General features: G+C 64.3%; 20 protein-coding genes. 11 read left to right on the forward strand and 9 right to left on the reverse strand.

What is annotated here, in order from left to right:
* Window positions 1–53 precede the first annotated feature (53 nt).
* A complete protein-coding gene (locus N436_RS20230) occupies window positions 54–278 on the reverse strand; it encodes a DUF1289 domain-containing protein (RefSeq protein ID WP_110741810.1) in 225 nt (74 codons plus the stop codon).
* 1 nt (window position 279) lies between these two features.
* Window positions 280–612 carry an iron donor protein CyaY gene (gene cyaY / locus N436_RS20235; protein WP_016712632.1) on the reverse strand — a complete coding sequence of 111 codons (333 nt, stop codon included), beginning with the start codon at window positions 610–612 and terminating at the stop codon, window positions 280–282.
* A gap of 190 nt (window positions 613–802) precedes the next feature.
* On the opposite strand from cyaY, the gene N436_RS20245 reads away from it, so the two are divergent.
* Genes N436_RS20245 through N436_RS20270 form a run of 6 tightly spaced genes read left to right on the forward strand, consistent with a single transcriptional unit; the run spans window position 803 to window position 5,422 of the window.
* Window positions 803–1,015, forward strand: coding sequence for a lipoprotein (locus N436_RS20245; protein WP_016712633.1), 213 nt, complete (start codon window positions 803–805; stop codon window positions 1,013–1,015).
* Between the two features lie 9 nt (window positions 1,016–1,024).
* Window positions 1,025–2,272 carry a diaminopimelate decarboxylase gene (lysA, locus tag N436_RS20250; RefSeq protein WP_060498160.1) on the forward strand — a complete coding sequence of 416 codons (1,248 nt, stop codon included), beginning with the start codon at window positions 1,025–1,027 and terminating at the stop codon, window positions 2,270–2,272.
* Window positions 2,273–2,276: 4 nt separating this feature from the next.
* Complete coding sequence (gene dapF / locus N436_RS20255; RefSeq protein WP_105947202.1) at window positions 2,277–3,107, forward strand: diaminopimelate epimerase; 831 nt, start codon at window positions 2,277–2,279, stop codon at window positions 3,105–3,107.
* 13 nt (window positions 3,108–3,120) lie between these two features.
* Window positions 3,121–3,831 carry a DUF484 family protein gene (locus N436_RS20260; protein ID WP_016712636.1) on the forward strand — a complete coding sequence of 237 codons (711 nt, stop codon included), beginning with the start codon at window positions 3,121–3,123 and terminating at the stop codon, window positions 3,829–3,831.
* Window positions 3,831–4,730 (forward strand): tyrosine recombinase XerC, encoded by a 900-nt coding sequence (gene xerC / locus N436_RS20265; RefSeq protein ID WP_060498162.1) that lies wholly within the window; start codon window positions 3,831–3,833, stop codon window positions 4,728–4,730. Before N436_RS20260 ends, xerC begins: the two co-directional genes overlap by 1 nt.
* Window positions 4,727–5,422 carry an HAD family hydrolase gene (locus tag N436_RS20270; RefSeq protein WP_105947200.1) on the forward strand — a complete coding sequence of 232 codons (696 nt, stop codon included), beginning with the start codon at window positions 4,727–4,729 and terminating at the stop codon, window positions 5,420–5,422. Before xerC ends, N436_RS20270 begins: the two co-directional genes overlap by 4 nt.
* Before the next feature lie 181 nt (window positions 5,423–5,603).
* Here N436_RS20270 and sutA read toward each other — a convergent pair whose 3' ends face one another.
* The 3 genes from sutA to glnK form a co-directional block, all read right to left on the reverse strand.
* Window positions 5,604–5,933, reverse strand: a complete 330-nt coding sequence (gene sutA / locus N436_RS20275; RefSeq protein ID WP_105947199.1) for a transcriptional regulator SutA — start codon at window positions 5,931–5,933, stop codon at window positions 5,604–5,606.
* A gap of 429 nt (window positions 5,934–6,362) precedes the next feature.
* A complete protein-coding gene (locus N436_RS20280; RefSeq protein WP_019096449.1) occupies window positions 6,363–7,694 on the reverse strand; it encodes an ammonium transporter in 1,332 nt (443 codons plus the stop codon).
* Between the two features lie 46 nt (window positions 7,695–7,740).
* A complete protein-coding gene (gene glnK, locus N436_RS20285) occupies window positions 7,741–8,079 on the reverse strand; it encodes a P-II family nitrogen regulator (protein WP_002555808.1) in 339 nt (112 codons plus the stop codon).
* A 371-nt stretch (window positions 8,080–8,450) separates the two neighbouring features.
* Here glnK and N436_RS20290 point away from each other — a divergent pair, with 371 nt between their 5' ends.
* The 3 genes from N436_RS20290 to N436_RS20300 are packed head-to-tail and all read left to right on the forward strand — an operon-like array spanning window position 8,451 to window position 9,538.
* On the forward strand, window positions 8,451–8,717 hold the full coding sequence (locus N436_RS20290) for an accessory factor UbiK family protein (RefSeq protein ID WP_105947198.1): 267 nt from the start codon (window positions 8,451–8,453) through the stop codon (window positions 8,715–8,717).
* Entirely contained in the window at window positions 8,718–9,071 is a 354-nt protein-coding gene (locus tag N436_RS20295; protein WP_060498165.1) for a gamma-glutamylcyclotransferase family protein, read from the forward strand.
* 38 nt (window positions 9,072–9,109) lie between these two features.
* On the forward strand, window positions 9,110–9,538 hold the full coding sequence (locus N436_RS20300; RefSeq protein WP_105947197.1) for a molybdopterin-binding protein: 429 nt from the start codon (window positions 9,110–9,112) through the stop codon (window positions 9,536–9,538).
* Between the two features lie 120 nt (window positions 9,539–9,658).
* Here N436_RS20300 and N436_RS20305 read toward each other — a convergent pair whose 3' ends face one another.
* Complete coding sequence (locus tag N436_RS20305) at window positions 9,659–11,653, reverse strand: DUF4034 domain-containing protein (RefSeq protein WP_105947196.1); 1,995 nt, start codon at window positions 11,651–11,653, stop codon at window positions 9,659–9,661.
* Between the two features lie 257 nt (window positions 11,654–11,910).
* On the opposite strand from N436_RS20305, the gene N436_RS20310 reads away from it, so the two are divergent.
* Window positions 11,911–13,401, forward strand: coding sequence for a YifB family Mg chelatase-like AAA ATPase (locus N436_RS20310; protein WP_105947195.1), 1,491 nt, complete (start codon window positions 11,911–11,913; stop codon window positions 13,399–13,401).
* Here the strand turns inward: N436_RS20310 and N436_RS20315 are convergent.
* The 3 genes from N436_RS20315 to N436_RS20325 all read right to left on the reverse strand — a co-directional run bounded on the left by N436_RS20315 (window position 13,398) and on the right by N436_RS20325 (window position 15,335).
* The gene (locus N436_RS20315; protein WP_105947194.1) at window positions 13,398–13,835 is read right to left on the reverse strand and encodes a DoxX family protein; all 438 of its coding nucleotides are present in this window, start codon (window positions 13,833–13,835) and stop codon (window positions 13,398–13,400) included. The genes N436_RS20310 and N436_RS20315 overlap by 4 nt on opposite strands.
* A gap of 142 nt (window positions 13,836–13,977) precedes the next feature.
* Window positions 13,978–14,346, reverse strand: a complete 369-nt coding sequence (locus N436_RS20320) for a response regulator transcription factor (protein WP_177410282.1) — start codon at window positions 14,344–14,346, stop codon at window positions 13,978–13,980.
* On the reverse strand, window positions 14,343–15,335 hold the full coding sequence (locus N436_RS20325; RefSeq protein ID WP_105947192.1) for a response regulator: 993 nt from the start codon (window positions 15,333–15,335) through the stop codon (window positions 14,343–14,345). The genes N436_RS20320 and N436_RS20325 overlap by 4 nt, the downstream gene beginning before the upstream one ends.
* A 240-nt stretch (window positions 15,336–15,575) precedes the next feature.
* Here N436_RS20325 and N436_RS20330 point away from each other — a divergent pair, with 240 nt between their 5' ends.
* Entirely contained in the window at window positions 15,576–20,624 is a 5,049-nt protein-coding gene (locus tag N436_RS20330) for an ATP-binding sensor histidine kinase (protein ID WP_110741811.1), read from the forward strand.
* Window positions 20,625–20,636 lie beyond the last annotated feature (12 nt).

Below are 20,636 nucleotides of genomic sequence, written 5' to 3' on the forward strand. Positions count from 1 at the left end.
CCGACGCAGAACCCGACACTACCACAGCCGGGTAAATACTCAAGCCCCTGCGTTCAGTGTGCCTTAGCCTGCTCGCGCAAGACCTGGGCTTCGCGGCAGATCTGCCTGCGCCGTTCATCATCGGCCGAGCGCCATTCGCGAATGTGCTCGACATGCCGGTGGCAACCGGTGCACACCCGCTGTTCATCCAGCCGGCATACGCTGATGCACGGCGATGGCACCGCCGGGCTGACGTTGCTATAGAGCGGCTTGGGCGGCCGGGCCAGGGCACTGCTCATGTCAGATCTCGTCGAAGTCCAGCTTCTCGCCGGCCCGCTCCCAGACAATGCGCTCGAGCATTTCGCCCAACAGCTCTTCGCTCTTCTCGCACACCCACTTCTTGCTCTCTTCGTCGTAGTCGAAGTGGAAGCCACCGGAACGGTCGGCCAGCCACAGCTGACGCAGTGGCTCCTGGCGGCTGAAGATCAGCTGGGCGCCGCCTTCGAACTTGACGGTGAGGACACCGGCGGAGTTCTCCATGTCCAGGTCCAGGCCGCTCTCGTCGAACAGGTCTTCCAGGGCCTGTTGGGTCGCGTCGACCAGATCATGGAAACGCGCTTCACTCAAACTCATTGCAGGAACCTCGAAATTGGCTGCGTTACAGGCAAGCCGGGCAAGATACGGGCGCTTGGCGCCGAATGCAAAGTTTAGCCATTGAAGGCGCCAAGAATAGCCCGCCCGGCGGACCAGCCCTTGCATAGGCAAGCCGCCGGTCGCTCGGTATACTCGGGCGCAATACTGCATTTTTCTAAGGATTTCACCCATGAAGCGCCTGATTTCCTCCTTCGCGGCGCTGGTCGCTGTTGCCTGCCTCGTTTCTGCCTGCGGCCAGAAGGGCCCACTGTATCTGCCTGAAGACGGCGATAACGGCAAAGCGCACAAGGCACATCAGCACCAGCCAAAAGCCAAGCCGGCCCCGGTACAAGAACAGCAGCCCGAGCTGCAGTCCGAGCCCGAGCAGTCGCCTGCGCAGTAAGGAAACCAGATGAACGCTTTCAACTACCGCGACGGTGAGCTGTTCGCGGAGGGGGTGGCCCTGTCGGCCATCGCCGAACAGTTCGGCACCCCGACCTACGTGTACTCGCGCGCCCACATCGAGGCCCAGTACCGCAGCTACACCGACGCCCTGCAAGGCGCCGAGCACCTGGTGTGCTTCGCGGTCAAGGCCAACTCCAACCTGGGCGTGCTGAACGTACTGGCGCGCCTGGGCGCAGGCTTCGACATCGTCTCCGGCGGTGAGCTGGAGCGCGTGCTGGCCGCTGGCGGGCGCGCTGATCGCGTGGTGTTTTCCGGCGTTGGCAAAACCCGCGAAGACATGCGCCGCGCCCTGGAAGTGGGCGTGCACTGCTTCAACGTCGAATCCACCGACGAGCTGGAGCGCCTGCAAGTGGTGGCCGCCGAGATGGGCAAGGTGGCCCCGGTGTCGCTGCGGGTCAACCCGGACGTCGACGCCGGTACCCACCCGTACATTTCCACCGGTCTTAAAGAAAACAAGTTCGGCATCGCCATTGCCGACGCCGAGGCCATCTACGTGCGCGCCGCGCAGTTGCCGAACCTGGAAGTGGTCGGTGTCGACTGCCACATCGGCTCGCAGCTGACCACCGTAGAGCCGTTCCTCGACGCCCTCGACCGCCTGCTGGTGCTGGTCGACCGCCTGGCCGAATGCGGCATCCACCTGCGCCACCTGGACCTGGGCGGCGGTGTGGGCGTGCGCTACCGCGATGAACAACCGCCGCTGGTGGCCGACTACATCAAGGCCATCCGCGAACGCGTAGGCACGCGCGACCTGGCCCTGGTGTTCGAGCCGGGCCGCTACATCGTGGCCAATGCTGGCGTGCTGCTGACCCGCGTGGAATACCTCAAGCACACCGAGCACAAAGATTTCGCCATCATCGATGCGGCCATGAACGACCTGATCCGCCCGGCCCTGTACCAGGCCTGGATGGGTGTCAGCGCGGTCAAGCCACGCGCCGGTGAAGGCCGTGCCTACGACCTGGTCGGCCCGATCTGCGAGACCGGCGACTTCCTGGGCAAGGACCGTGTACTGAACCTGGCCGAAGGTGACCTGCTGGCCGTACAGTCCGCGGGCGCCTATGGTTTTGTCATGAGCTCCAACTACAACACCCGTGGCCGTTGCGCTGAAATCCTGGTCGACGGCGACCAGGCGTTCGAAGTACGCCGCCGCGAGACCATCGCCGAACTGTACGCTGGCGAAAGCCTGCTGCCGGAGTAAGCCCATGCTGCTGCGTTTTACCAAGATGCATGGGCTGGGCAACGACTTCATGGTCCTCGACCTGGTCAGCCAGCACGCGCACATCCAGCCCAAGCACGCCAAGCAATGGGGTGACCGCCACACCGGCATCGGCTTCGATCAGTTGCTGATCGTCGAGGCGCCGAACAACCCGGAAGTGGACTTCCGCTACCGCATCTTCAACGCCGACGGCTCCGAGGTCGAGCAGTGCGGCAATGGTGCCCGTTGCTTCGCCCGCTTCGTGCTGGACAAGCGCCTGACCGCGAAAAAGCGCATTCGGGTGGAAACCAAGAGCGGCATCATCGTGCTGGACGTGCAGAACGACGGCCAGGTGAGTGTCGACATGGGCCCTCCGCGCTTCATCCCTGCCGAAATCCCCTTCATCGCTGACGAGCAGGCGCTGAACTACCCACTGGAAGTCGATGGCCAGCTGCATTCGATTGCCGCCGTGTCCATGGGTAACCCGCATGCGGTGCTGCGCGTCGACGATGTGCAGACTGCCCCCGTGCATGAGCTGGGCCCGAAGATCGAAAACCACCCACGCTTCCCGCAGCGGGTGAATGCCGGCTTCATCCAGGTCATCGACCGCCACCGCGCCAACCTGCGCGTGTGGGAGCGCGGCGCGGGCGAAACCCAGGCCTGCGGCACCGGCGCCTGCGCCGCAGCCGTGGCGGCAATCAGCCAAGGCTGGATGGACTCCCCGGTGTCCCTCGACCTGCCCGGCGGCCGCCTGCACATCGAATGGGCCGGCCCCGGCAAGCCCGTGCTGATGACCGGCCCGGCCGTACGCGTCTACGAAGGACAGGTTCGTCTCTAAGCGAGTAAACGCCATGACCGATCAGCCCAAGGTTGTACCCACGCAGTCCGTCGAGCTCGATGCAGAAGCGGTGGTCGCCTACCTGCGCGCCCACCCCACCTTCTTCGCCGAGCACGACGAGCTGCTGATCGAGCAGCGCATCCCGCACCAGCGTGGCGACAGCGTTTCGCTGGTGGAGCGCCAACTGAAGCTGCTGCGTGACCGCAACATCGAGATGCGCCATCGCCTGTCGCAACTGATGGACGTGGCACGCGACAACGACCGGCTGTTCGACAAGACCCGCCGGCTGATCCTGGACCTGCTCGATGCCGGCAGCCTGGAAGAAGTGGTGATGGCCGTCGAGGACAGCCTGCGCCAGGAGTTCCAGGTGCCCTTCGTCAGCCTGATCCTGTTCGGCGACAACGTCGCGCCGGTCGGGCGCTGGGTCAGCAACACCGAGGCGCAACAGGCCATCGGTGCCCTGCTGGGCGGCGGCAAGACGGTCAGTGGCAACCTGCGCGAGCACGAGCTGGCCTTCCTGTTCGGTGAGGAACAGCGCCGGGAAGTGGGCTCCAGCGCCGTCGCTACCCTTGAGTACCAAGGGCTGCATGGGGTGCTGGCAATCGGCAGCCGCGACCCGCAACACTACAAGAGCAGCGTCGGTACCCTGTTCCTCGGCTACATTGCCGAGGTGCTCGGCCGCGTTGTGCCACGCGTGACCCAAACCCTGCGCCCGGTACGCTGATGGAGCGCCAACTGGAGGCTTATTGCGCACACCTGCGCAACGAGCGCCAGGTGTCGGAGCACACCCTGCTGGGCTACCGTCGCGACCTGAACAAGGTCATGGCCTACTGCGAGGAGCACGGCATTGCCGACTGGCAAACGCTGCAGATCCAGCCGTTGCGCCAGCTGATCGCCCGCCTGCACCACCACGGCCAGTCTTCGCGCAGCCTGGCACGGCTACTTTCGGCAGTACGCGGCCTGTACCGCTACCTCATCCGCGAAGGCCTGTGCCAGCACGATCCGGCTTCCGGCCTGAGCGCGCCCAAAGGTGAGCGACGGCTACCCAAAGTGCTGGACACCGACCGTGCCCAGCAGCTGCTCGATGGCGGCGTCGACGACGACTTCTTCGCCCGCCGTGACCACGCCATCCTGGAACTGCTCTACTCGTCGGGCCTGCGCCTGTCCGAGCTGACCAACCTCGACCTCGATCACCTCGACCTGGCCGCCGGCCTGGTACAGGTGTTGGGCAAAGGCGGCAAGGCACGCGTGCTGCCGGTGGGCCGCAAGGCCCGCGAGGCGTTGCAGGCCTGGTATCGCCTGCGCGGCATCGGTAACCCGCGCGATCGCGCGGTGTTCATCACCCGCAACGGCAACCGCATCAGCCCCCGGGACGTTCGGCGAAGGGTGAAGGCAGCCGGCGAACGCGAGCTGGGCCAGCACCTGCACCCTCACATGCTTCGCCATTCCTTCGCCAGCCATATACTGGAGTCGTCTCAGGACCTGCGCGCGGTGCAAGAGCTGCTCGGCCATGCCGACATCAGCACCACCCAGATCTACACCCACCTGGACTTCCAGCACTTGGCCGCGGTGTACGACAGCGCCCACCCTCGGGCCAAACGCAGCAAAGGCACAGACTCATGAGCATCAAGCTGATCACCTTCGACCTTGACGACACCCTGTGGGACACCGCGCCGGTCATCGCCAGTGCAGAAGTCGTGCTGCGCGACTGGCTGGAAGCCAACGCCCCGATCCTGGGCGGTGTGCCGGTAGAGCACCTGTTTGCTATCCGCGAGCGCCTGGTGCAGGCCGAGCCCGGCCTCAAGCACCGCATCAGCGCCCTGCGCCGACGGGTGCTGTTCCATGCCCTGGAAGAGGTCGGCTACAGCGAAAAACATGCGCAGGAGCTGGCCAATGAAGGCTTTGAAGTGTTCCTGCATGCCCGCCACCAGGTGGAGATCTTCCCCGAGGTGCAGCCGGTGCTGGAGATCTTGCGCCATCAGTACACCCTGGGTGTGGTTACCAACGGCAACGCCGACGTAAGCCGGCTGGGGCTGGCGGACTACTTCCGCTTTGCCCTGTGCGCCGAGGACCTTGGCATCGGCAAGCCAGACCCGGCCCCGTTCCTGGAAGCCCTTCGCCGTGGCGAAGTGGACGCCAGCGCGGCTGTGCACATCGGCGACCACCCTGGCGATGACATTGCCGGCGCCCAACGCGCCGGGCTGCGAGCGGTGTGGTTCAACCCACAGGGCAAGGCCTGGGCGGGCGAGCAGGCGCCGGATGCCGAGATCCAGCGCCTGTCGCAGCTGCCCGACGTGCTTGCGCGCTGGCGCTGACAGGGGCCGCTACGCGGCCCATTCGCGGGCACGCCCGCTCCCACAGGTTCACCAACGCCCTCAGGTCCTGCGCCGTCCCTGTGGGAGCGGGCGTGCCCGCGAAGAGGCCGGCACAGGCAACCCATAACCCGCAGACACAAAAAAGCCCGCAGCGACGGCGGGCTTTTTTGCGATCAGCCACTCAGATAGGGCGGCTGCCGTACTTGTTGTCCGGCTTCTTGGGCGGGTCGGCGACCACGTTGGCCTCGACTTCCTGCACTTTGCCACCGCGAGAAAGGAATTCTTCCATCGCCTTGGCCAGGGCATCACGCTCTTTCTGCTTGGCTTCCATGCTCGGCATCTCGTCTACCGAGACCGCCGCCTTGGATTTGCCCTTGGCAGTGGGTGCCGGGCTGCTGTCGTCATCGCCAGCGTCTTCGGCGCCGTCGTCAGCTGCCGCTTCGAGGCCTTCATCACCCTCGTCTTCGTCGCCTACTTCGAGGTCGTCGTTTTCCAGATCGTCGTCGCTCATGTTCTACCTCATGACTTGCGAAAAGCAGGTTAGTTATAGACCAGTGCAGCCGTAGACCGGCAGCCACCAGTGAAAATTCAACTGGCCGTGGGTTAGGCCACTGCCCTTGGGTCGGCGCTCCTGATGGGAGGCGGCACCCAGCAGGCCCTGCTCCTGGCAGGACCTGACAAATCCATTAGCCCCTGCTGGCCACACGCTATTGGCAAGCCTAGCAAAGGCTGGAGAAGTGTGTGGACTACTCGTAAAACACCCTTCGGCGCGCATTCTAGCGCGCCCGTGGAAAAAGCAAAGCACCATAAATGCCCTACGACTTGTAAGTTTTCTACCTACGTCGCGAACGTGATGGATAAACCGTTTGCCGTGCGGGAAATGCTAAAAATCTGGCAAAAAAATGCCCGGCAAGCCGGGCAAGTTTTTACCGCGTCGCAGTTACAGGTTGTAGCCGCGTTCGTTGTGTTGAGCCAGGTCGAGACCGACCGACTCTTCTTCTTCGTTGACCCGCAGGCCCATCACCACATCCAGCACCTTGAGGATCACGTAGGTGACGATGGCGGTGTAGACCACGGTGAAGATCACGCCCTTGGCCTGGATCCAGACCTGCATGCCGATGTCGGTGACGGCGCCGAAGCCGCCCAGCGCCGGAGCTGCGAATACGCCGGTGAGAATGGCACCGATGATGCCGCCGATACCGTGCACGCCGAAGGCGTCCAGCGAGTCGTCATAACCCAGCTTGCGCTTGAGGGTGGTGGCGCAGAAGTAGCAGATCACACCCGAAGCCAGGCCGATCACCAGGGCGCCCATCGGGCCCACGGTGCCTGCAGCCGGGGTGATGGCGACCAGGCCGGCAACCACACCCGAGGCAATGCCCAGGGCGCTTGGCTTACCGTGGCCGATCCACTCGGCGAACATCCAGCCCAGTGCAGCAGCGGCAGTGGCGATCTGGGTGACCAGCATGGCCATGCCGGCGGTGCCGTTGGCGGCAGCGGCGGAGCCTGCGTTGAAGCCGAACCAGCCGATCCACAGCATGGCCGCGCCCATCAGGGTGTAGCCCAGGTTGTGCGGGGCCATCGGGGTGGTCGGGTAGCCCTTGCGCTTGCCCAGCACCAGGCAGCAGACCAGGCCTGCGATACCGGCGTTGATGTGCACCACGGTGCCGCCCGCGAAGTCCAGTACGCCCCAGTCCCACATCAGTGCACCGTCACCGCTCCACACCATGTGCGCGATCGGCGCGTACACCAAGGTGAACCAGATGCCCATGAACACCAGCATCGCGGAGAACTTCATGCGCTCGGCGAAGGCACCCACGATCAGCGCCGGGGTGATGATGGCGAAGGTCATCTGGAAGGTGATGAACACCGCCTCAGGGAACAGCGCGGTGGCCGACGTCAGGTTCTCGGGCGTGACGCCACTGAGGAAGGCCTTGGAGAAGCCGCCGACGAAGGAGTTGAAGTTGAGCACGCCCTTTTCCATACCGGTGGTATCGAAGGCCATGCTGTAGCCGTAGACGACCCAGAGAATGCTCATCAGGCCGGTGATTGCAAAACACTGCATCATCACCGACAGCACGTTCTTGGAACGCACCATACCGCCATAGAACAGGGCCAGGCCCGGAATGGTCATGAACAGCACCAGCGCCGTTGCGGTCAGCATCCAGGCGGTGTCGCCGGAGTTCAGCGCTGGGGCAGCTTCCTCTGCCAGGGCAAGCCCGGGCATTACGAGGGACAATAGGGCTCCTAGCCCTGCGATCTTACGCAGAGTCATGTTGTTTTCTCCTGGGGCTTTGGGTTTGGTGAGGCTTTGTTGCTGCTTAGATCGCGTCGGTATCGGTTTCGCCGGTACGGATACGGATCGCCTGCTCCAGATTCACCACGAAAATCTTGCCGTCACCAATCTTGCCGGTGTTGGCTGCCTTGGTGATGGCTTCGATTACCCGATCAAGGTCCTTGTCATCGATGGCGACATCGATCTTCACCTTGGGCAGGAAATCGACCACATATTCAGCACCGCGATACAGCTCGGTGTGGCCCTTCTGGCGACCGAAACCTTTGACTTCGGTAACGGTGATGCCCTGCACGCCGATTTCCGACAGCGACTCGCGCACGTCGTCCAGCTTGAACGGCTTGATGATGGCTGTGACTAGCTTCATGAAACTCTCTCCCGATTTGGTGGACTTGCCCCAGGAAAACAAACCCGTCTCAAGTCTAAGCGCAGCGGTTGGCTTTGTAACGCGTCGTCGGCATCCGGCTCCGCGTGCGCACTGCCTGGTCACAAGGAACTGCATCAGTGCATGGCTCGTACAGGTCTTTGCAGAAACCTTGCCAGTTCCGGCAAAGCACTGGAAAACAGTGGGTTATGCAAATCAGTCGGGATTGGCCAGTCGCCAGCATGGAAAACATGCACAATTTCGGTGCGCACCGGCAGGGCGCGTTGCGCGAAAAACGTGCAGGCGTGTGGCCTCAAGCCGCGTAATGGCCCGTGCTACACTGCCGGCCATTCTCAGTTTCAGTGGACAGCCCCATGCTCGCGCCAAAAGCCCTTCTCGATGCCCTGAGCGACCAGGCCGCGCGCCTGTTCAGCGGCGATACCGCCCAGCCCCGCGCAGAGCTGGAAAGCCAGTTCAAGGTGCTGATGCAAGGTGCCTTCAGCAAGCTGGACCTGGTCAGCCGCGATGAATTCGACAGCCAGATGGTCGTGCTGGCGCGCACCCGCGCACGCCTCGAGGCCCTGGAAAAACAAGTAGCCGAGCTGGAAGCACGGCTGAACCCGACCCCACAGGATGAGTGAATGCAGCCCTCCAGCGCCTACCCGGTATTGCTGTTTTCCTACGGCACCTTGCAGGACAAGGCCGTGCAACTGGCCAACTTCGGCCGTGAGCTGAACGGCCAGGCCGACCGCATGCCGGGCTACCGCCAGGACTGGGTCGAGATCACCGACCCGGCCGTACTGGCGGCCAGCGGCAAATCCCGTCACCCCATCGTTTCCCCCAGCAGCCAGGCCGATGACAGCGTGGCCGGCATGGTCTTCCAGATCAGCGAAGAAGAGCTGGCGGCGGCAGACCGCTATGAAGTCGCCGACTACAAGCGTGTCGCCGTCACCCTTGCCTCGGGCCTGACTGCCTGGGTTTATGTGCGCGCCTGAATCCCTCGGGCGCGGGTTGTTACACGGAGCGTTTCCCCATGAAAGTCAGCGCACGCAATGTTTTCGAAGGCAAAGTCACCAACGTTCAGCCCGGTGCGGTCAATGCCGAAGTCGAACTGACCCTGGGTGGCGGTGAAAAGCTGGTGGCAGTGGTCACCATGGCCAGCCTGCATAACCTCAGCATCAACGTCGGCAAAGACGCCGTAGCGCTGGTCAAGGCGCCTTGGGTGGTGCTACTGACCGACGCTGGCGGCTACAAGCTGTCGGCCCGTAACGCCCTGGAAGGTGAAGTGGTGCGGGTTGGCGATGGTGCGGTGAATGCCGAGGTGGTGCTGAAACTGGCCGGCGGTACCGAGGTGTATGCCATCGTGACCCGCGAAGCCGTGCAGGAACTGGGTTTGGCACCGGGCGTGAAGGCCACTGCGCTGATCAAGGCTTCGCACATCATTCTTGGCGCCAAACCCTGAGCTTGAAGATTAACCTGTGGGCGCGGGCATGCCCGCGAACACCGGCACAGCCGGCGCCATCCACCGCGTCGCCTGCTTCGCGGGCTTGCCCGCTCCCACAAGGATTCGAGCAAGCCTGTGCTAGCTCGCGCAGAGCTGTTTCGGCGGCAACTCGCTGGCATGCAAGGTGCCGCGAAACAGGGCCGCACCACACTGGGTAACCAAGGTTTTCACCCGGTTGTGTGAATTGAGTATCTCGGCCTGGATATCCTCGATGGCCGAATCCCCTGGCTGCAAAGCGGCCGCACGGTTGGCCCATTCGATGGCGGCAAAACGGCTCTGCTTGCGGGTGCCGCGCCCCTGCATCCAGGCCAGCCCCAGTTCGGCGCTGGCACGCCCGGCAATCCACGGGTCCGGGTGCTCGACCAGGCTCGACAGGTAGGCGACCGCTTCGGCCCGTTCCTGCGTTTCGCCAAACTGGCGCAACAGAATCCCCAGGTGCAAGCGCGCGCGTGCATTGGTTTGTGCATTGCCCAGCGCGTCGACCAGCAGGCGCCTGACGGCCAGCATGGCACTGCGCTCGTTGAGGTCCTCATCACCCTCCATGCGCAAGCAGGCCAGGTTGTACTTGGCTTGCCGGCTGCCTGTTTCCACCGCACGCAGCAGCCAGTGCTCTGCCGCCTCGTCATCCAGATAGTGCGCCGGAGTGTTGCTCAGGCCGCCGCTGTGCAGTTCGTACAGTCCCAGGGCAGCCCCCGGCAGGTTCAGCTCGGCACAGCGCTCATACAGGTAACAGGCCAGCTCATGCCGGTTGGCAGCCCACAGCAGCCGCGCCGCGCCAAGCACCTCGAGGCCCGATACCTGGCCCGCGCGCTGGAGTTTCACTGCCACCTGCGACCATACCCTTGCCTGCTCGGCCGAGCGCGGCATCCCCCAGAGACCGAAGCGATGCCCGACAGCGCGCAGTGCACTGGCGCCAGCATGCAAGCGACCGTCACACAGGCGCTCGATGGCGGTGCGCAACAGCTGTTGTTCATCTGCCATGCCATCGCGCAGTATCAGCTCGACCAGACAGCGAAACGGCACGCCCATGGCGCGGATTGCGCCGTGATCGGCGTTGCACGCAAAGCTCGCGGTAAAGTCGCGCATACCACCGACAAGGTCCTGCAAGGCACTGCTGCGCAGCGCGGCTCGCCAAGCCAACACCACAGCGCGCTCCCTGGGCCTTAGCGGGCGTTGCAACCAGGCATCAAACAGCTCCTGCCAATCCGCGACGGCCTGCAACTGGTCGCCATGGGGCAGTTTCAGCCGGTCTTCAACGGCCATCCAGCGCAACGCATTACGTAACGCTTCGCCCCACGCCTCGCACAACGGCCCATTGGCCAATAGCTCCAGCGCATCGAAGCTGGCGCCCCAACGGGGCAGCAAGTATTCGGCAAGGGCCTGGATCGCTTCGAAGCAACCCGGGCGGGCAACCAACGCATGGCGCAGCCAGTAATAGCGGGGGGCTTCGTTCTCGTGATCGACCCGCCTGCTCAGGCATGCCGGCAATGCCAGTGGCAATTCGGCCAGGGGCAGCAGCCCATGCTTCACCAGCAGTGGCGCCGCAGCCTCCTGCACTTCCACATCGGTATGGGTACTGGGCCTGTAGCGGGCGGGCTGCCCCTGGAACAGTTCGACCAACCAGCCGGGCTCGCGCAATTGCGCACAGATGCGCAGCATACCAATGGCCGCTGCCACAGGCTGGGCAGAACGGTCCATGGCGCGTAGCAAGTGCGCCGTCGCGCGTTCACAAATCTGCTCCACGGCCAGCACGCGCGCCGCGTTGCTTTGGCCGCCGCCCTGCACCTGACAGGCGCGGTGGAAACAATGCAGGCCCATTACCACCTGCGGGTGATAGGCCTTGGGGCAGGCATCGATCCAGGCTTTGAGCACCTGGCTCAGCGCCCTGTCGCCCTGGCTACTCAGGTCGACCAGCATGTGCCCCTCGAGGGCCGCCATGTAGGCGGGAAACTCGCCGGGCGGGGCTTGGTGCCATTGCGCCTCGAGGCTGTCGAAAAAGCGGGTGAGCTCTATGAATGAATTGGCCTGCACCAGTTCGCGGATAACCTGGCGCGTGCGGGCGAGCGTTTGCACGGAGCAATACCTCAAGTCCATTTGAAAGAAGCCGCAGTGCCATCCCATGGCAACGGCAGTTGCCCAACAACACTAAGCCATCGCGGGCACCTGCGCAAAGGTAATTGGATCCATTCTTGCCAATCTGCCTGAAAATACAGGGAAAGTCCCTGCCCTGAAAAACCATGACGCACACTTCTTGCGCCGCCCAGGCACGGCGCTGGCTATCCTTGGCCCAGCCGCAGGAAGCGGCCCTTTCCAGCGACAACGGAGCGTCCATGTCCCTAGCCCTCGTCCATAGCCGCGCCCAGGTGGGTGTGCAGGCACCGGCAGTCAGCGTCGAAACCCACTTGGCCAATGGCCTGCCCCATCTCACCCTGGTCGGTTTGCCGGAAACCACCGTTAAGGAAAGCAAGGACCGGGTGCGCAGCGCCATCGTCAACTCCGGGCTGAACTACCCGCAGCGGCGCATTACCCAGAACCTCGCCCCTGCCGACCTGCCCAAGGATGGCGGGCGTTACGACCTGGCCATTGCCCTGGGCATCCTGGCTGCCGACGGCCAGGTGCCGGTTGCCACCCTCGCCGAGGTCGAATGCCTGGGCGAACTGGCGCTGTCGGGCAAGCTGCGCCCGGTGCAGGGCGTGCTACCTGCGGCACTGGCGGCGCGAGAGGCAGGCCGGGCGCTGGTGGTACCACGGGAAAATGCCGAGGAAGCCAGCCTGGCGGGTGGACTGGTGGTGTATGCAGTGGGGCACCTGCTGGAGCTGGTCGCCCACCTGAATGGCCAGGTGCCGCTGCCACCGTACGCTGCCAATGGCCTGATCCTGCATCAACGCCCCTACCCGGACCTGAGCGAAGTGCAGGGCCAACTGGCAGCCAAACGGGCTTTACTACTGGCAGCGGCCGGGGCACATAACCTGTTGTTCACAGGCCCCCCGGGCACCGGCAAGACCTTGCTCGCCAGCCGCCTGCCCGGGCTGCTGCCGCCGCTGGACGAGCACGAGGCGCTGGAAGTAGCGGCCATTCAGTCGGTCAGCGGGCATGCACCGCTGAATAGCTGGCCACAACGGCCGTTTCGCCACCCTCATCACTCCGCCTCCGGCCCGGCACTGGTCGGAGGCAGCAGCCGGCCGCAACCGGGCGAAATCACCCTGGCCCACCATGGCGTGCTGTTTCTGGATGAGCTGCCAGAGTTCGAACGGCGTGTGCTGGAAGTGCTGCGCGAGCCGCTGGAATCGGGCGAAATCGTGATTGCCCGGGCCCGCGACAAGGTGCGCTTCCCGGCACGCTTTCAGCTGGTGGCTGCCATGAACCCCTGCCCTTGCGGCTACCTGGGCGACCCCACAGGCCGCTGCCGGTGCAGCACCGAGCAGATCGCACGGTATCGCAACAAGCTGTCCGGGCCGCTGCTGGACCGTATCGACCTGCACCTGACCGTGGCCCGCGAAAGCACCACGCTGAACAACCAGCCCTGCGGAGAGACCAGTGCCGATGTGGCCGTCAGGGTGGCTGAAGCACGAGAACTGCAGCACCGGCGCCAAGGGTGCGCGAATGCGTTTCTCAACCTTGAGGGGTTGCGCCGCCACTGTGAGTTGACGGCAGCAGACCAGGCCTGGCTGGAGGGTGCCTGTGAGCGATTGACCTTATCGCTGCGGGCGGCACACCGCTTGTTGAAGGTGGCACGAACATTGGCAGACCTGGAGGGTTGCGAAGCGATTGGCCGGGCTCATCTGGCCGAGGCCCTGCAGTACCGGCCGGGGAGCAGTTAGATTACCGGGGCTGCTTTGCCCCGCCAGAAATACCCGGAAACCGAATACGCTCCAGGCCCAGTCAACGCCAACCCGCCGTAAAGCACCACCAGCAACCAGGCAAATTGCCCCTGCTCCAGCGTCCAGTCCGGGTGCACCACCACCAGCGCCACCAGCAGCACTGCCAGCACAGGCAGGCAAGCCAGGCGCGCGGCAATACCCAAAAGCAGCAACAGCGGGCAGACCACCTCGGCAAAAACCGCCAGCCCCAAGGTTAGCGGTGCGCCCAACCCGAATGGGTCCTCGATACGCTGCAATTCCCCGCTCCAGTTCAGCAGCTTGGGTAACCCATGGATAAACAGCAGTAGCAAGGCGGCCATTACCCGCATGAACAGCAGGCCGGCGGCGGTCAGGATTGGGGATTGGGGGGCGAGGAAGGTTTTCAGGCGGGGCATGGCAAGAGGCTCGCTAATCGGTCAACCCGGCGAGCATTGCCCAGCAGCAAACAGATTGATTGCGCAGGTGTGCTGAGATGGATGTTAACGCTACCGGCCTCTTAGCGAGCACGCCAGCAAAGAGGCCGGTACTAACTGCACATCACTGCCTGCCAGCCAATGCCTCTTCAACCACCCTCAGCAGCACCTCTTCAGAAAAGGGCTTGCCCAGGCAGGCCAGCGCACCAAGGCTCATTGCCGCATGCACCGCGTCATCATCCCAATGCGCCGACATGCAGATCACTGGCAACCGCCACTGCTGCCGGGCCAGCTCGCGCTGCACGGCCAACCCGCTCATTCCGGGCATTTTCAGGTCGAGCAGCACACAGCCCGCCTGCCGCGCCAGCTCCGAACCCAGGAATACATCCCCGGCAGCAAACGCCAGGCTCTCGAATCCGGCCGAACGCAGCAGGTTGGCCAGGCTTTTGCGCACCGAAGCATCGTCGTCGACGATGCACACCCATCTGCTCATGCGCCGGCCAGGCCCTCTACCCGCGCCCCAATGACGTTGTGCATGGCCACCAGTTCCACCAGCGAGCGGGACTGCATCTTGTTCATGATGTTTTTCTTGTGCACCTTGGTCGTCACTTCGCTGGTGCCGATCTGCCTGGCGATCTGCTTGTGCGACAGGCCATCGACCACCAGCGAGAACACCTGGCGCTCACGCTGGGTCAGGCGTTGGTACTTTGCCTCGACCTGCCGCGCATGGTGCCATTTGCGCCCATCGACCACAGCCCGGGTGCGCACGGCCTGCAGCAGCGTCAGCAACTGGTCTTCATCAAAAGGCTTGGTCAGGAACTCCACTGCCCCCGCACGCATGGCCTGCACCGTCATCGGGATGGTGCCGAAACCGGTCATGAACACGATCGGCCAAGGCAGCCCCAGCTGGCGGAGGGCGTGCTGCACCTCAAGGCCAGTGGTATCGGGCAGGTGCATATCGAGCAGCAGGCAGGCGCAGGGGGTTTCCAGACGGGCTTCGAACAACGCCTCGGCACTGGCGAACAAATGATGCGGAATATCCTGCGAGCGCAGCAGGCGGCCCAGTGCCGTACGCACCGAGGGGTCATCGTCCACCACCAGCACCGGTACGTTCGCACTGTCTTCCAAGGGTTCAAACATGTCGGCACCGGCACCCAGCGGCAAGTGGCCCGGTGCCTGGCAAGGGACATCAAGGCTTATCTCGGCAGCAAGGCGGTAGCCCCGGCGGGGTACGGTCTGAATCAGCCCACGGTCGCCAAAGGCCTTGCGCAGCAAAGACACCTGCACCTGCAGGTTGTTGTCCTCGACCACCGTGCCGGCCCACACCTGGCTGAACAGTTCGTCCTTGCCGACCACCCGGCCCTTGGCCTTGATCAACGTGGCCAACACCTCGAATGCGCGGCCACCCAACAGGATCGGCTTGCCGTCGAGAAACACTTCTCGCCGCTCCAGCGACACTTGGGCATTGCCTATTCGGATCATGGCGTCCTCACGCGGGCATGGGCGTTTACGCAGCCCCGGGCAGGCTAGGACAGCGTACGCGTTCACACAATTATCCCGAGGGATAGGTTGCCCTCAGGACTATACAAAAGCCCGTCTGCCCGCAGGGTGCGATAACGGACAACAGCGTGCCCGTTCCTGCCAGGCAGGCTACAAGCTGCATCCTTACTGGGCCCGCTGCGTATACTCGCGCCTCAGGATGTCGCTAGCAGGGGGTGCTTTATGCTCGATGAACGCCTTGCCCACAGGCCCATCGAATACGACCAGTCGGTCGACGAGGGCTGGCTGAACCGGTGCGACATCAGCGCGCTGGGCCAGGAAGGCGAGCTTAGCTACTTTCGCCTGCGCGACCCGGCCACCCATCAGGCCTGGATCGCCGTACGCGCGCCGCTCGAGGCCTCGGCCGCCTGTCAGCGCCTGGAAAGAGACTACCGCCTGCAACTGGACCCGCAGTGGGCAGTGATCCCGTCTGCGTTCGTGCGTTCGGCCGAAGGCCCGCTGCTGGTGTACCCGGCTGGCCACTCAATCGCCGACCTGATCGCCGAAGGCCCCGCAGCCCTGACGCCATTTCTCGACATCGCGGTAAATGCGGCCAATGCCTTGGCACAGGCTCACGCACGCAATGTGCTGCATGGCGCGCTACAGCCCGAGTACGTGTGCCTGTACGCCAACCAGCGAGTGCGCCTAGGCTGTTTTCGCGCCGACCTGGCGGAACTGATTGGCGAACAAGGCGCCCCGCTCGGCAACTGGTCGTACCTGGCACCGGAACAGGTCTGCCCGCACGGCAGCAGCAGCGATCAGCGCAGTGACATCTATGCCCTGGGTGCGATCCTGTACCAGTTGCTGCTGGGTGAACTGCCGCTGGCGGGGCGCGACACTCAGCACTGGCGCCAGCTGCATGCCGGCGTGCAGCCGAGGGCGGCCTGCGAAGTGGACAGCAACGTGCCACAGCCGCTCAGCCGGGTGCTGGCCAAGGCGCTGGCCAAGGAGCCCGACGCCCGCTATCAGAGTGCGCGCGCCCTGGCGGTAGACCTGGCCCACTGCCAGCGGCAATGGGCCGCCAGCAAGACCATTCAGGGCTTCGAGCCAGGCTGCGCCGACCCCGTCACGCCTGGCCGCGAACGCCTGTATGGCCGCTGCGCCGAACAGAAGGCCATCGCCCTGCTGCTCAAGGCCCTACGCCGCGACAGCAAGCCGCAAGCCCTGCTCATCAACGGCGCCACCGGCATGGGCAAGTCGACTCTGGTCGAGGCAGCACTCAAAGCCAACGCCCAGGGTTACTGGGCCATCGGCAAGTGCAACGGCGTTGCCCAAACCGTGCCCTACGCACCCTGGGTCGACATTCTCGGAGCACTGACCACCCAGTTGCTGGCCAAGAACAGCCAGGCCCTCGACAGCCTGCGCCGCGAGATCCTGCGCCGCATCAAAGGCCATGGCCGGCTGCTCGGCAAGCTGGCACCAGACCTGCAACTGATCCTTGGCCCCTTGCCCGAGTTGCCGGCCAAGCCCACGCGCCTGGCACTGCAGAAGGAGCTACGGGCGATCGTCGAGTTCTTGCAGGTGTTCAGCCGCCCCGGTCAGCCGCTGGTGCTGTTCTTCGATGACCTGCAGTGGGCCGACGACGCCAGCCAGCAACTGTTGACGCAACTGCTGGCTCACGCACCCGGCAACCTGCTGTTGATCGTCGCCCGGCGCAATGATGCGCCAGCCAGCAGTGCCCCCCTTAGCCTACCCGCAACGGTACGCAGCACCACGCTGAACCTGCGGCCTCTGGCTGTGGACGCGGTGTCCGAGCTGATCGGCGAGCGCTACCACATCGGCCCCGAGGACGCATTGCCGGTGGCCGTGCTGGTGCACGACAAGACGGCGGGCAACCCGTTCTTCATCAATCAGATCCTCCGGGCCATGGTCGAGGACCAGCTGTTCACCTTCGACACCCAGGCCATGCGCTGGTCATGGTGCCTGCAGGCCGTGGCCCGCCACCGCTATTCCGACAATGTCGCCGACCTGATGATCCACCGCCTGGCCCGCCTGCCGATGTCGCAGCGCGACCTGCTGCGGGTGGCCAGCGCGGCGGGCAGCCGCTGCGATGAGCGCTTGCTTCAGCAGGTCCTTGCCCAGGCGCCTGGCGAACCGTTGAAAGCCTTGATTGGCGCGGGTTTCCTGCAACAGGGCCAGAACGGCCTGGGCTTTGCCCATGAGCGAGTGATGGAAGCCGCGTACGCGCTCACGCCCATACGCGAACGTACCCAACTGCATGCACGTATTGCCCTGGCCATGCGACAGGCCTGGCCACACCACCGGCACGATGCACTGTTCGAGCTCGCCAGCCAGCTGCAACGCGCCAGCCCATGCGGGTTTGCAGCAGATGGCTGCGAAGCGTTCCTGCAGCTTTTGCGCGAAGCAGCAACGCGCGCACGCGACGGTGGCGCTTTCGAGCAGAGCGCAGGCTACCTGCACACCGCCGAGCAGCTTCTGCAGCACGGCGCCACGCTGGAAAGCCGCGCCACACATGGCTTTGCCATCGCCTGCATGGCGACGGAGTGCGACATGCAACTGTCGCGAATGATCGCAGCCGAAGCCCGGATCACCGAATGCCGCCAGCGCGCACGTTCGACGCTGGACCAGGCGCGGGTGTGCCGCCTGCAGGCACTGCTGCATACCTTGCGCGGCGACTATCAGGCGGCCATCGACAGCGCCATATCCGGCCTGGACTTCCTGGGTATAAGCCCGGTACGGGGCATCGACTGGCAACAGGTCGAGGCGAGTCATGCCCATGTGCAGGCCTTGATCGAACAGAAAGGGCGGCACTGTCTGGAGTCGCTGCAGCGCACCGATTCGGAAGAAGTGACGGTTGCCATCAGCCTGCTGGCCACCCTGTCGTCATCGTTTTTCGTCAAGGACGACATCTGCTTTCTGCACCTGGCCAAGCTCATGGAGCTGTCGCTGCTGCACGGTGCTGCCCCGGGCAGCACTTATGGCATGGCCTGGTACGGGGTGATGATTGCCGAGCGTTTCGGCGCTTACCATGATGGCCACGCCTGCTGCCTGGCCGCACTCAAGCTGATTGAACGGCACGGCTTCGACGCGGACCTGACCAGCGCGCTGCTGGCCCTGGACCAGGTCAGCGCCTGGACCTCGCCCATGGAGTTCGCCCGCCGTACCGCGCTGGATGCGGTCGATTCAGGGCGCCTGAGCGGCGACTTGGCGATGAGCTGCTACGCCTGCAACCACCTGGTTTCCGACTCGCTGTTCATGGGCCGTTACCTGCCAGACGTGGTCGAGGAATTAGCGCAAGGCCTGACCACCGTACGTCGCTACGGTTACCGCGACGTCGAGCAGATCCTGCTAGCCCAGCAAGCGTTCGTCACCCGCTTGAGCGGCACGCCCTGCCCAGCCTCGGCCACAGCCTCGAAATCGCCCACGACGCGGTTCTTCCAGTACCTGTTCGCCGGCATGTGCGACTTCTACCTGGGCAATATCCCGCAGGCCATGCGCAACCTGGCACTGGCCGCAGACAACACCTGGGCAGTACCGGCGCACATCAACCTGGCCGACTTTCACCTGTTTCGCGGCCTGGCCCTGGGCAGCCCCGAGGCCGCTGGCAGCATTGCCGACAAGCTGCGCGAGCTGCAGGCCCTGCGCGAGCGCTTCGGCCGCTGGGCCGGTTTCAACCCGGCCACCTTCCGCAACAAGCTGTTGCTGATCGAAGGCGTGATCGCCAAGCTCGAAGGCGACGGCCTGAGCGCCATCCGCTGCTTCGACCAGGCGCAGATCGCCGCCGCCGCTGCCGGTTTCATCCAAGAACAGGCCCTGGCCCATGAACAGCTGGCCGAGGTGTGTATCCCCAGCGGCCTGATTTCCGGTGCCAACCTGCACCTGCGCGTTGCCCGCGACTGTTTCCATATCTGGGGGGCGACCGGCAAGGTGCATCAGCTGGAGGCACTGCACCCCTTCTTGCGCACCCAGCCGATCCAGGAAGCCTGCCACACCGACCACCAGGCCAAGCTGGACCTGGAAGCGGGCATAGAAGCGGCGCGCGCGTTGTCCGAGGAAGTACTGCTCGAAGGCCTGATCGAAACCCTGATGGGCCACCTGACCCAGCATTCAGGTGCCGACCATGGCGCACTGCTGATCGTTAGCGGTGCCGAATTCCAGATGGCTGCCCTCGCCTACATCGACGATGCCGGGCTGCACGTGAGCATGGACAACTGCCAGAAGTTCATGACCCAGGCACCGCTTTCAGTCATCAACGCCACCATGCGCACCCGCAAGCCACTGGTGCTCAACGATGCCCAAAGCGATTGCCCCGAAGCCTTCCGCCACGAGCTGCAGGCACGCAACGCCCGTTCGGTGCTGTGCCTGCCGCTGGTGATCCAGGGCGTGCTGATCGGCCTGGTGTACCTGGAAAACCGCCTGGTGCCCAACCTGTTTGGCAGCCAGCGCCTGGCCATGCTGGAAATCCTCGCGTCGCAGGCGGCGGTGTCGCTGCAAACTGCCAAGTTCTATACCCGCCTGGCCGAAGACAACCAGAGCCGCGCGCAGATGGAGGCCGAGCTGCGCCGCTCTCGTGCAGAGCTGGCCCGCAGTGCGCACCTGCAGGTGATGAACGAGCTGTCGGCGTCCATCGCCCACGAGATCAGCCAGCCGTTGCTGGGGATTGCCTCCAACGCCGCCGCCAGCCTGCGCTGGCTCAAGCGCGCCAAGCCCGACCTGGAAGAAGCGATTGCCGGCCTGGAGGACATCCGCAACGACAGCGAGCGTGCAGCCAACATCGTGCGCGCACTGCGTTCGCTGGCCAAACAATCGCCGGTGCAGCTCAAGGCCGTGAAGCTGGATGAGCTGATCCGTGAGGTCGTGCGCCTGACCTCGGCCGATGCCGCCAAGGGCACGGTGGACGTGCAGACACGCTTGCAGGCAGGGGTGAGTGTGATGGCCGACCCGGTGCAGTTGCAGCAATTGGTGTACAACCTGATCAACAACGGGCTGGAGGCGCTGGCGGGGTATCGCGGTGACGGGGTGCTGCGTATTGCTTCGGCGGTCGTCGGGGATGCGGTGGAGATTTGCGTGGACGACAATGGGCCGGGGATTGCACCTGAGGAGCGGGAGCAGGTGTTCGGGGCGTTCTACACCACCAAGCGCAGCGGGATGGGGATGGGGTTGGCCATTTGCAGTTCGGTGGTGCAGGCCCATGGTGGGCAGTTGCAGGCCTTGGTGTCGGAGTTGGGTGGGTGTCGGATTCGCTTCACCCTGCCTGTGAATCCTTTGTAGCCTGTACCGGCC

Source organism: Pseudomonas sp. RV120224-01b, from assembly GCF_003208145.1.
GTDB classification, from domain to species: Bacteria; Pseudomonadota; Gammaproteobacteria; order Pseudomonadales; family Pseudomonadaceae; genus Aquipseudomonas; species Aquipseudomonas monteilii.

Bases quoted from the DNA above. Each gene is read 5' to 3' on its own strand.
- N436_RS20230 (WP_110741810.1), bottom strand. From the start codon at position 278: ATGAGCAGTGCCCTGGCCCGGCCGCCCAAGCCGCTCTATAGCAACGTC.
- cyaY (WP_016712632.1), bottom strand. From the start codon at position 612: ATGAGTTTGAGTGAAGCGCGTTTCCATGATCTGGTCGACGCGACCCAA.
- N436_RS20245 (WP_016712633.1), top strand. From the start codon at position 803: ATGAAGCGCCTGATTTCCTCCTTCGCGGCGCTGGTCGCTGTTGCCTGC.
- lysA (WP_060498160.1), top strand. From the start codon at position 1,025: ATGAACGCTTTCAACTACCGCGACGGTGAGCTGTTCGCGGAGGGGGTG.
- dapF (WP_105947202.1), top strand. From the start codon at position 2,277: ATGCTGCTGCGTTTTACCAAGATGCATGGGCTGGGCAACGACTTCATG.
- N436_RS20260 (WP_016712636.1), top strand. From the start codon at position 3,121: ATGACCGATCAGCCCAAGGTTGTACCCACGCAGTCCGTCGAGCTCGAT.
- xerC (WP_060498162.1), top strand. From the start codon at position 3,831: ATGGAGCGCCAACTGGAGGCTTATTGCGCACACCTGCGCAACGAGCGC.
- N436_RS20270 (WP_105947200.1), top strand. From the start codon at position 4,727: ATGAGCATCAAGCTGATCACCTTCGACCTTGACGACACCCTGTGGGAC.
- sutA (WP_105947199.1), bottom strand. From the start codon at position 5,933: ATGAGCGACGACGATCTGGAAAACGACGACCTCGAAGTAGGCGACGAA.
- N436_RS20280 (WP_019096449.1), bottom strand. From the start codon at position 7,694: ATGACTCTGCGTAAGATCGCAGGGCTAGGAGCCCTATTGTCCCTCGTA.
- glnK (WP_002555808.1), bottom strand. From the start codon at position 8,079: ATGAAGCTAGTCACAGCCATCATCAAGCCGTTCAAGCTGGACGACGTG.
- N436_RS20290 (WP_105947198.1), top strand. From the start codon at position 8,451: ATGCTCGCGCCAAAAGCCCTTCTCGATGCCCTGAGCGACCAGGCCGCG.
- N436_RS20295 (WP_060498165.1), top strand. From the start codon at position 8,718: ATGCAGCCCTCCAGCGCCTACCCGGTATTGCTGTTTTCCTACGGCACC.
- N436_RS20300 (WP_105947197.1), top strand. From the start codon at position 9,110: ATGAAAGTCAGCGCACGCAATGTTTTCGAAGGCAAAGTCACCAACGTT.
- N436_RS20310 (WP_105947195.1), top strand. From the start codon at position 11,911: ATGTCCCTAGCCCTCGTCCATAGCCGCGCCCAGGTGGGTGTGCAGGCA.
- N436_RS20315 (WP_105947194.1), bottom strand. From the start codon at position 13,835: ATGCCCCGCCTGAAAACCTTCCTCGCCCCCCAATCCCCAATCCTGACC.
- N436_RS20320 (WP_177410282.1), bottom strand. From the start codon at position 14,346: ATGAGCAGATGGGTGTGCATCGTCGACGACGATGCTTCGGTGCGCAAA.
- N436_RS20325 (WP_105947192.1), bottom strand. From the start codon at position 15,335: ATGATCCGAATAGGCAATGCCCAAGTGTCGCTGGAGCGGCGAGAAGTG.
- N436_RS20330 (WP_110741811.1), top strand. From the start codon at position 15,576: ATGCTCGATGAACGCCTTGCCCACAGGCCCATCGAATACGACCAGTCG.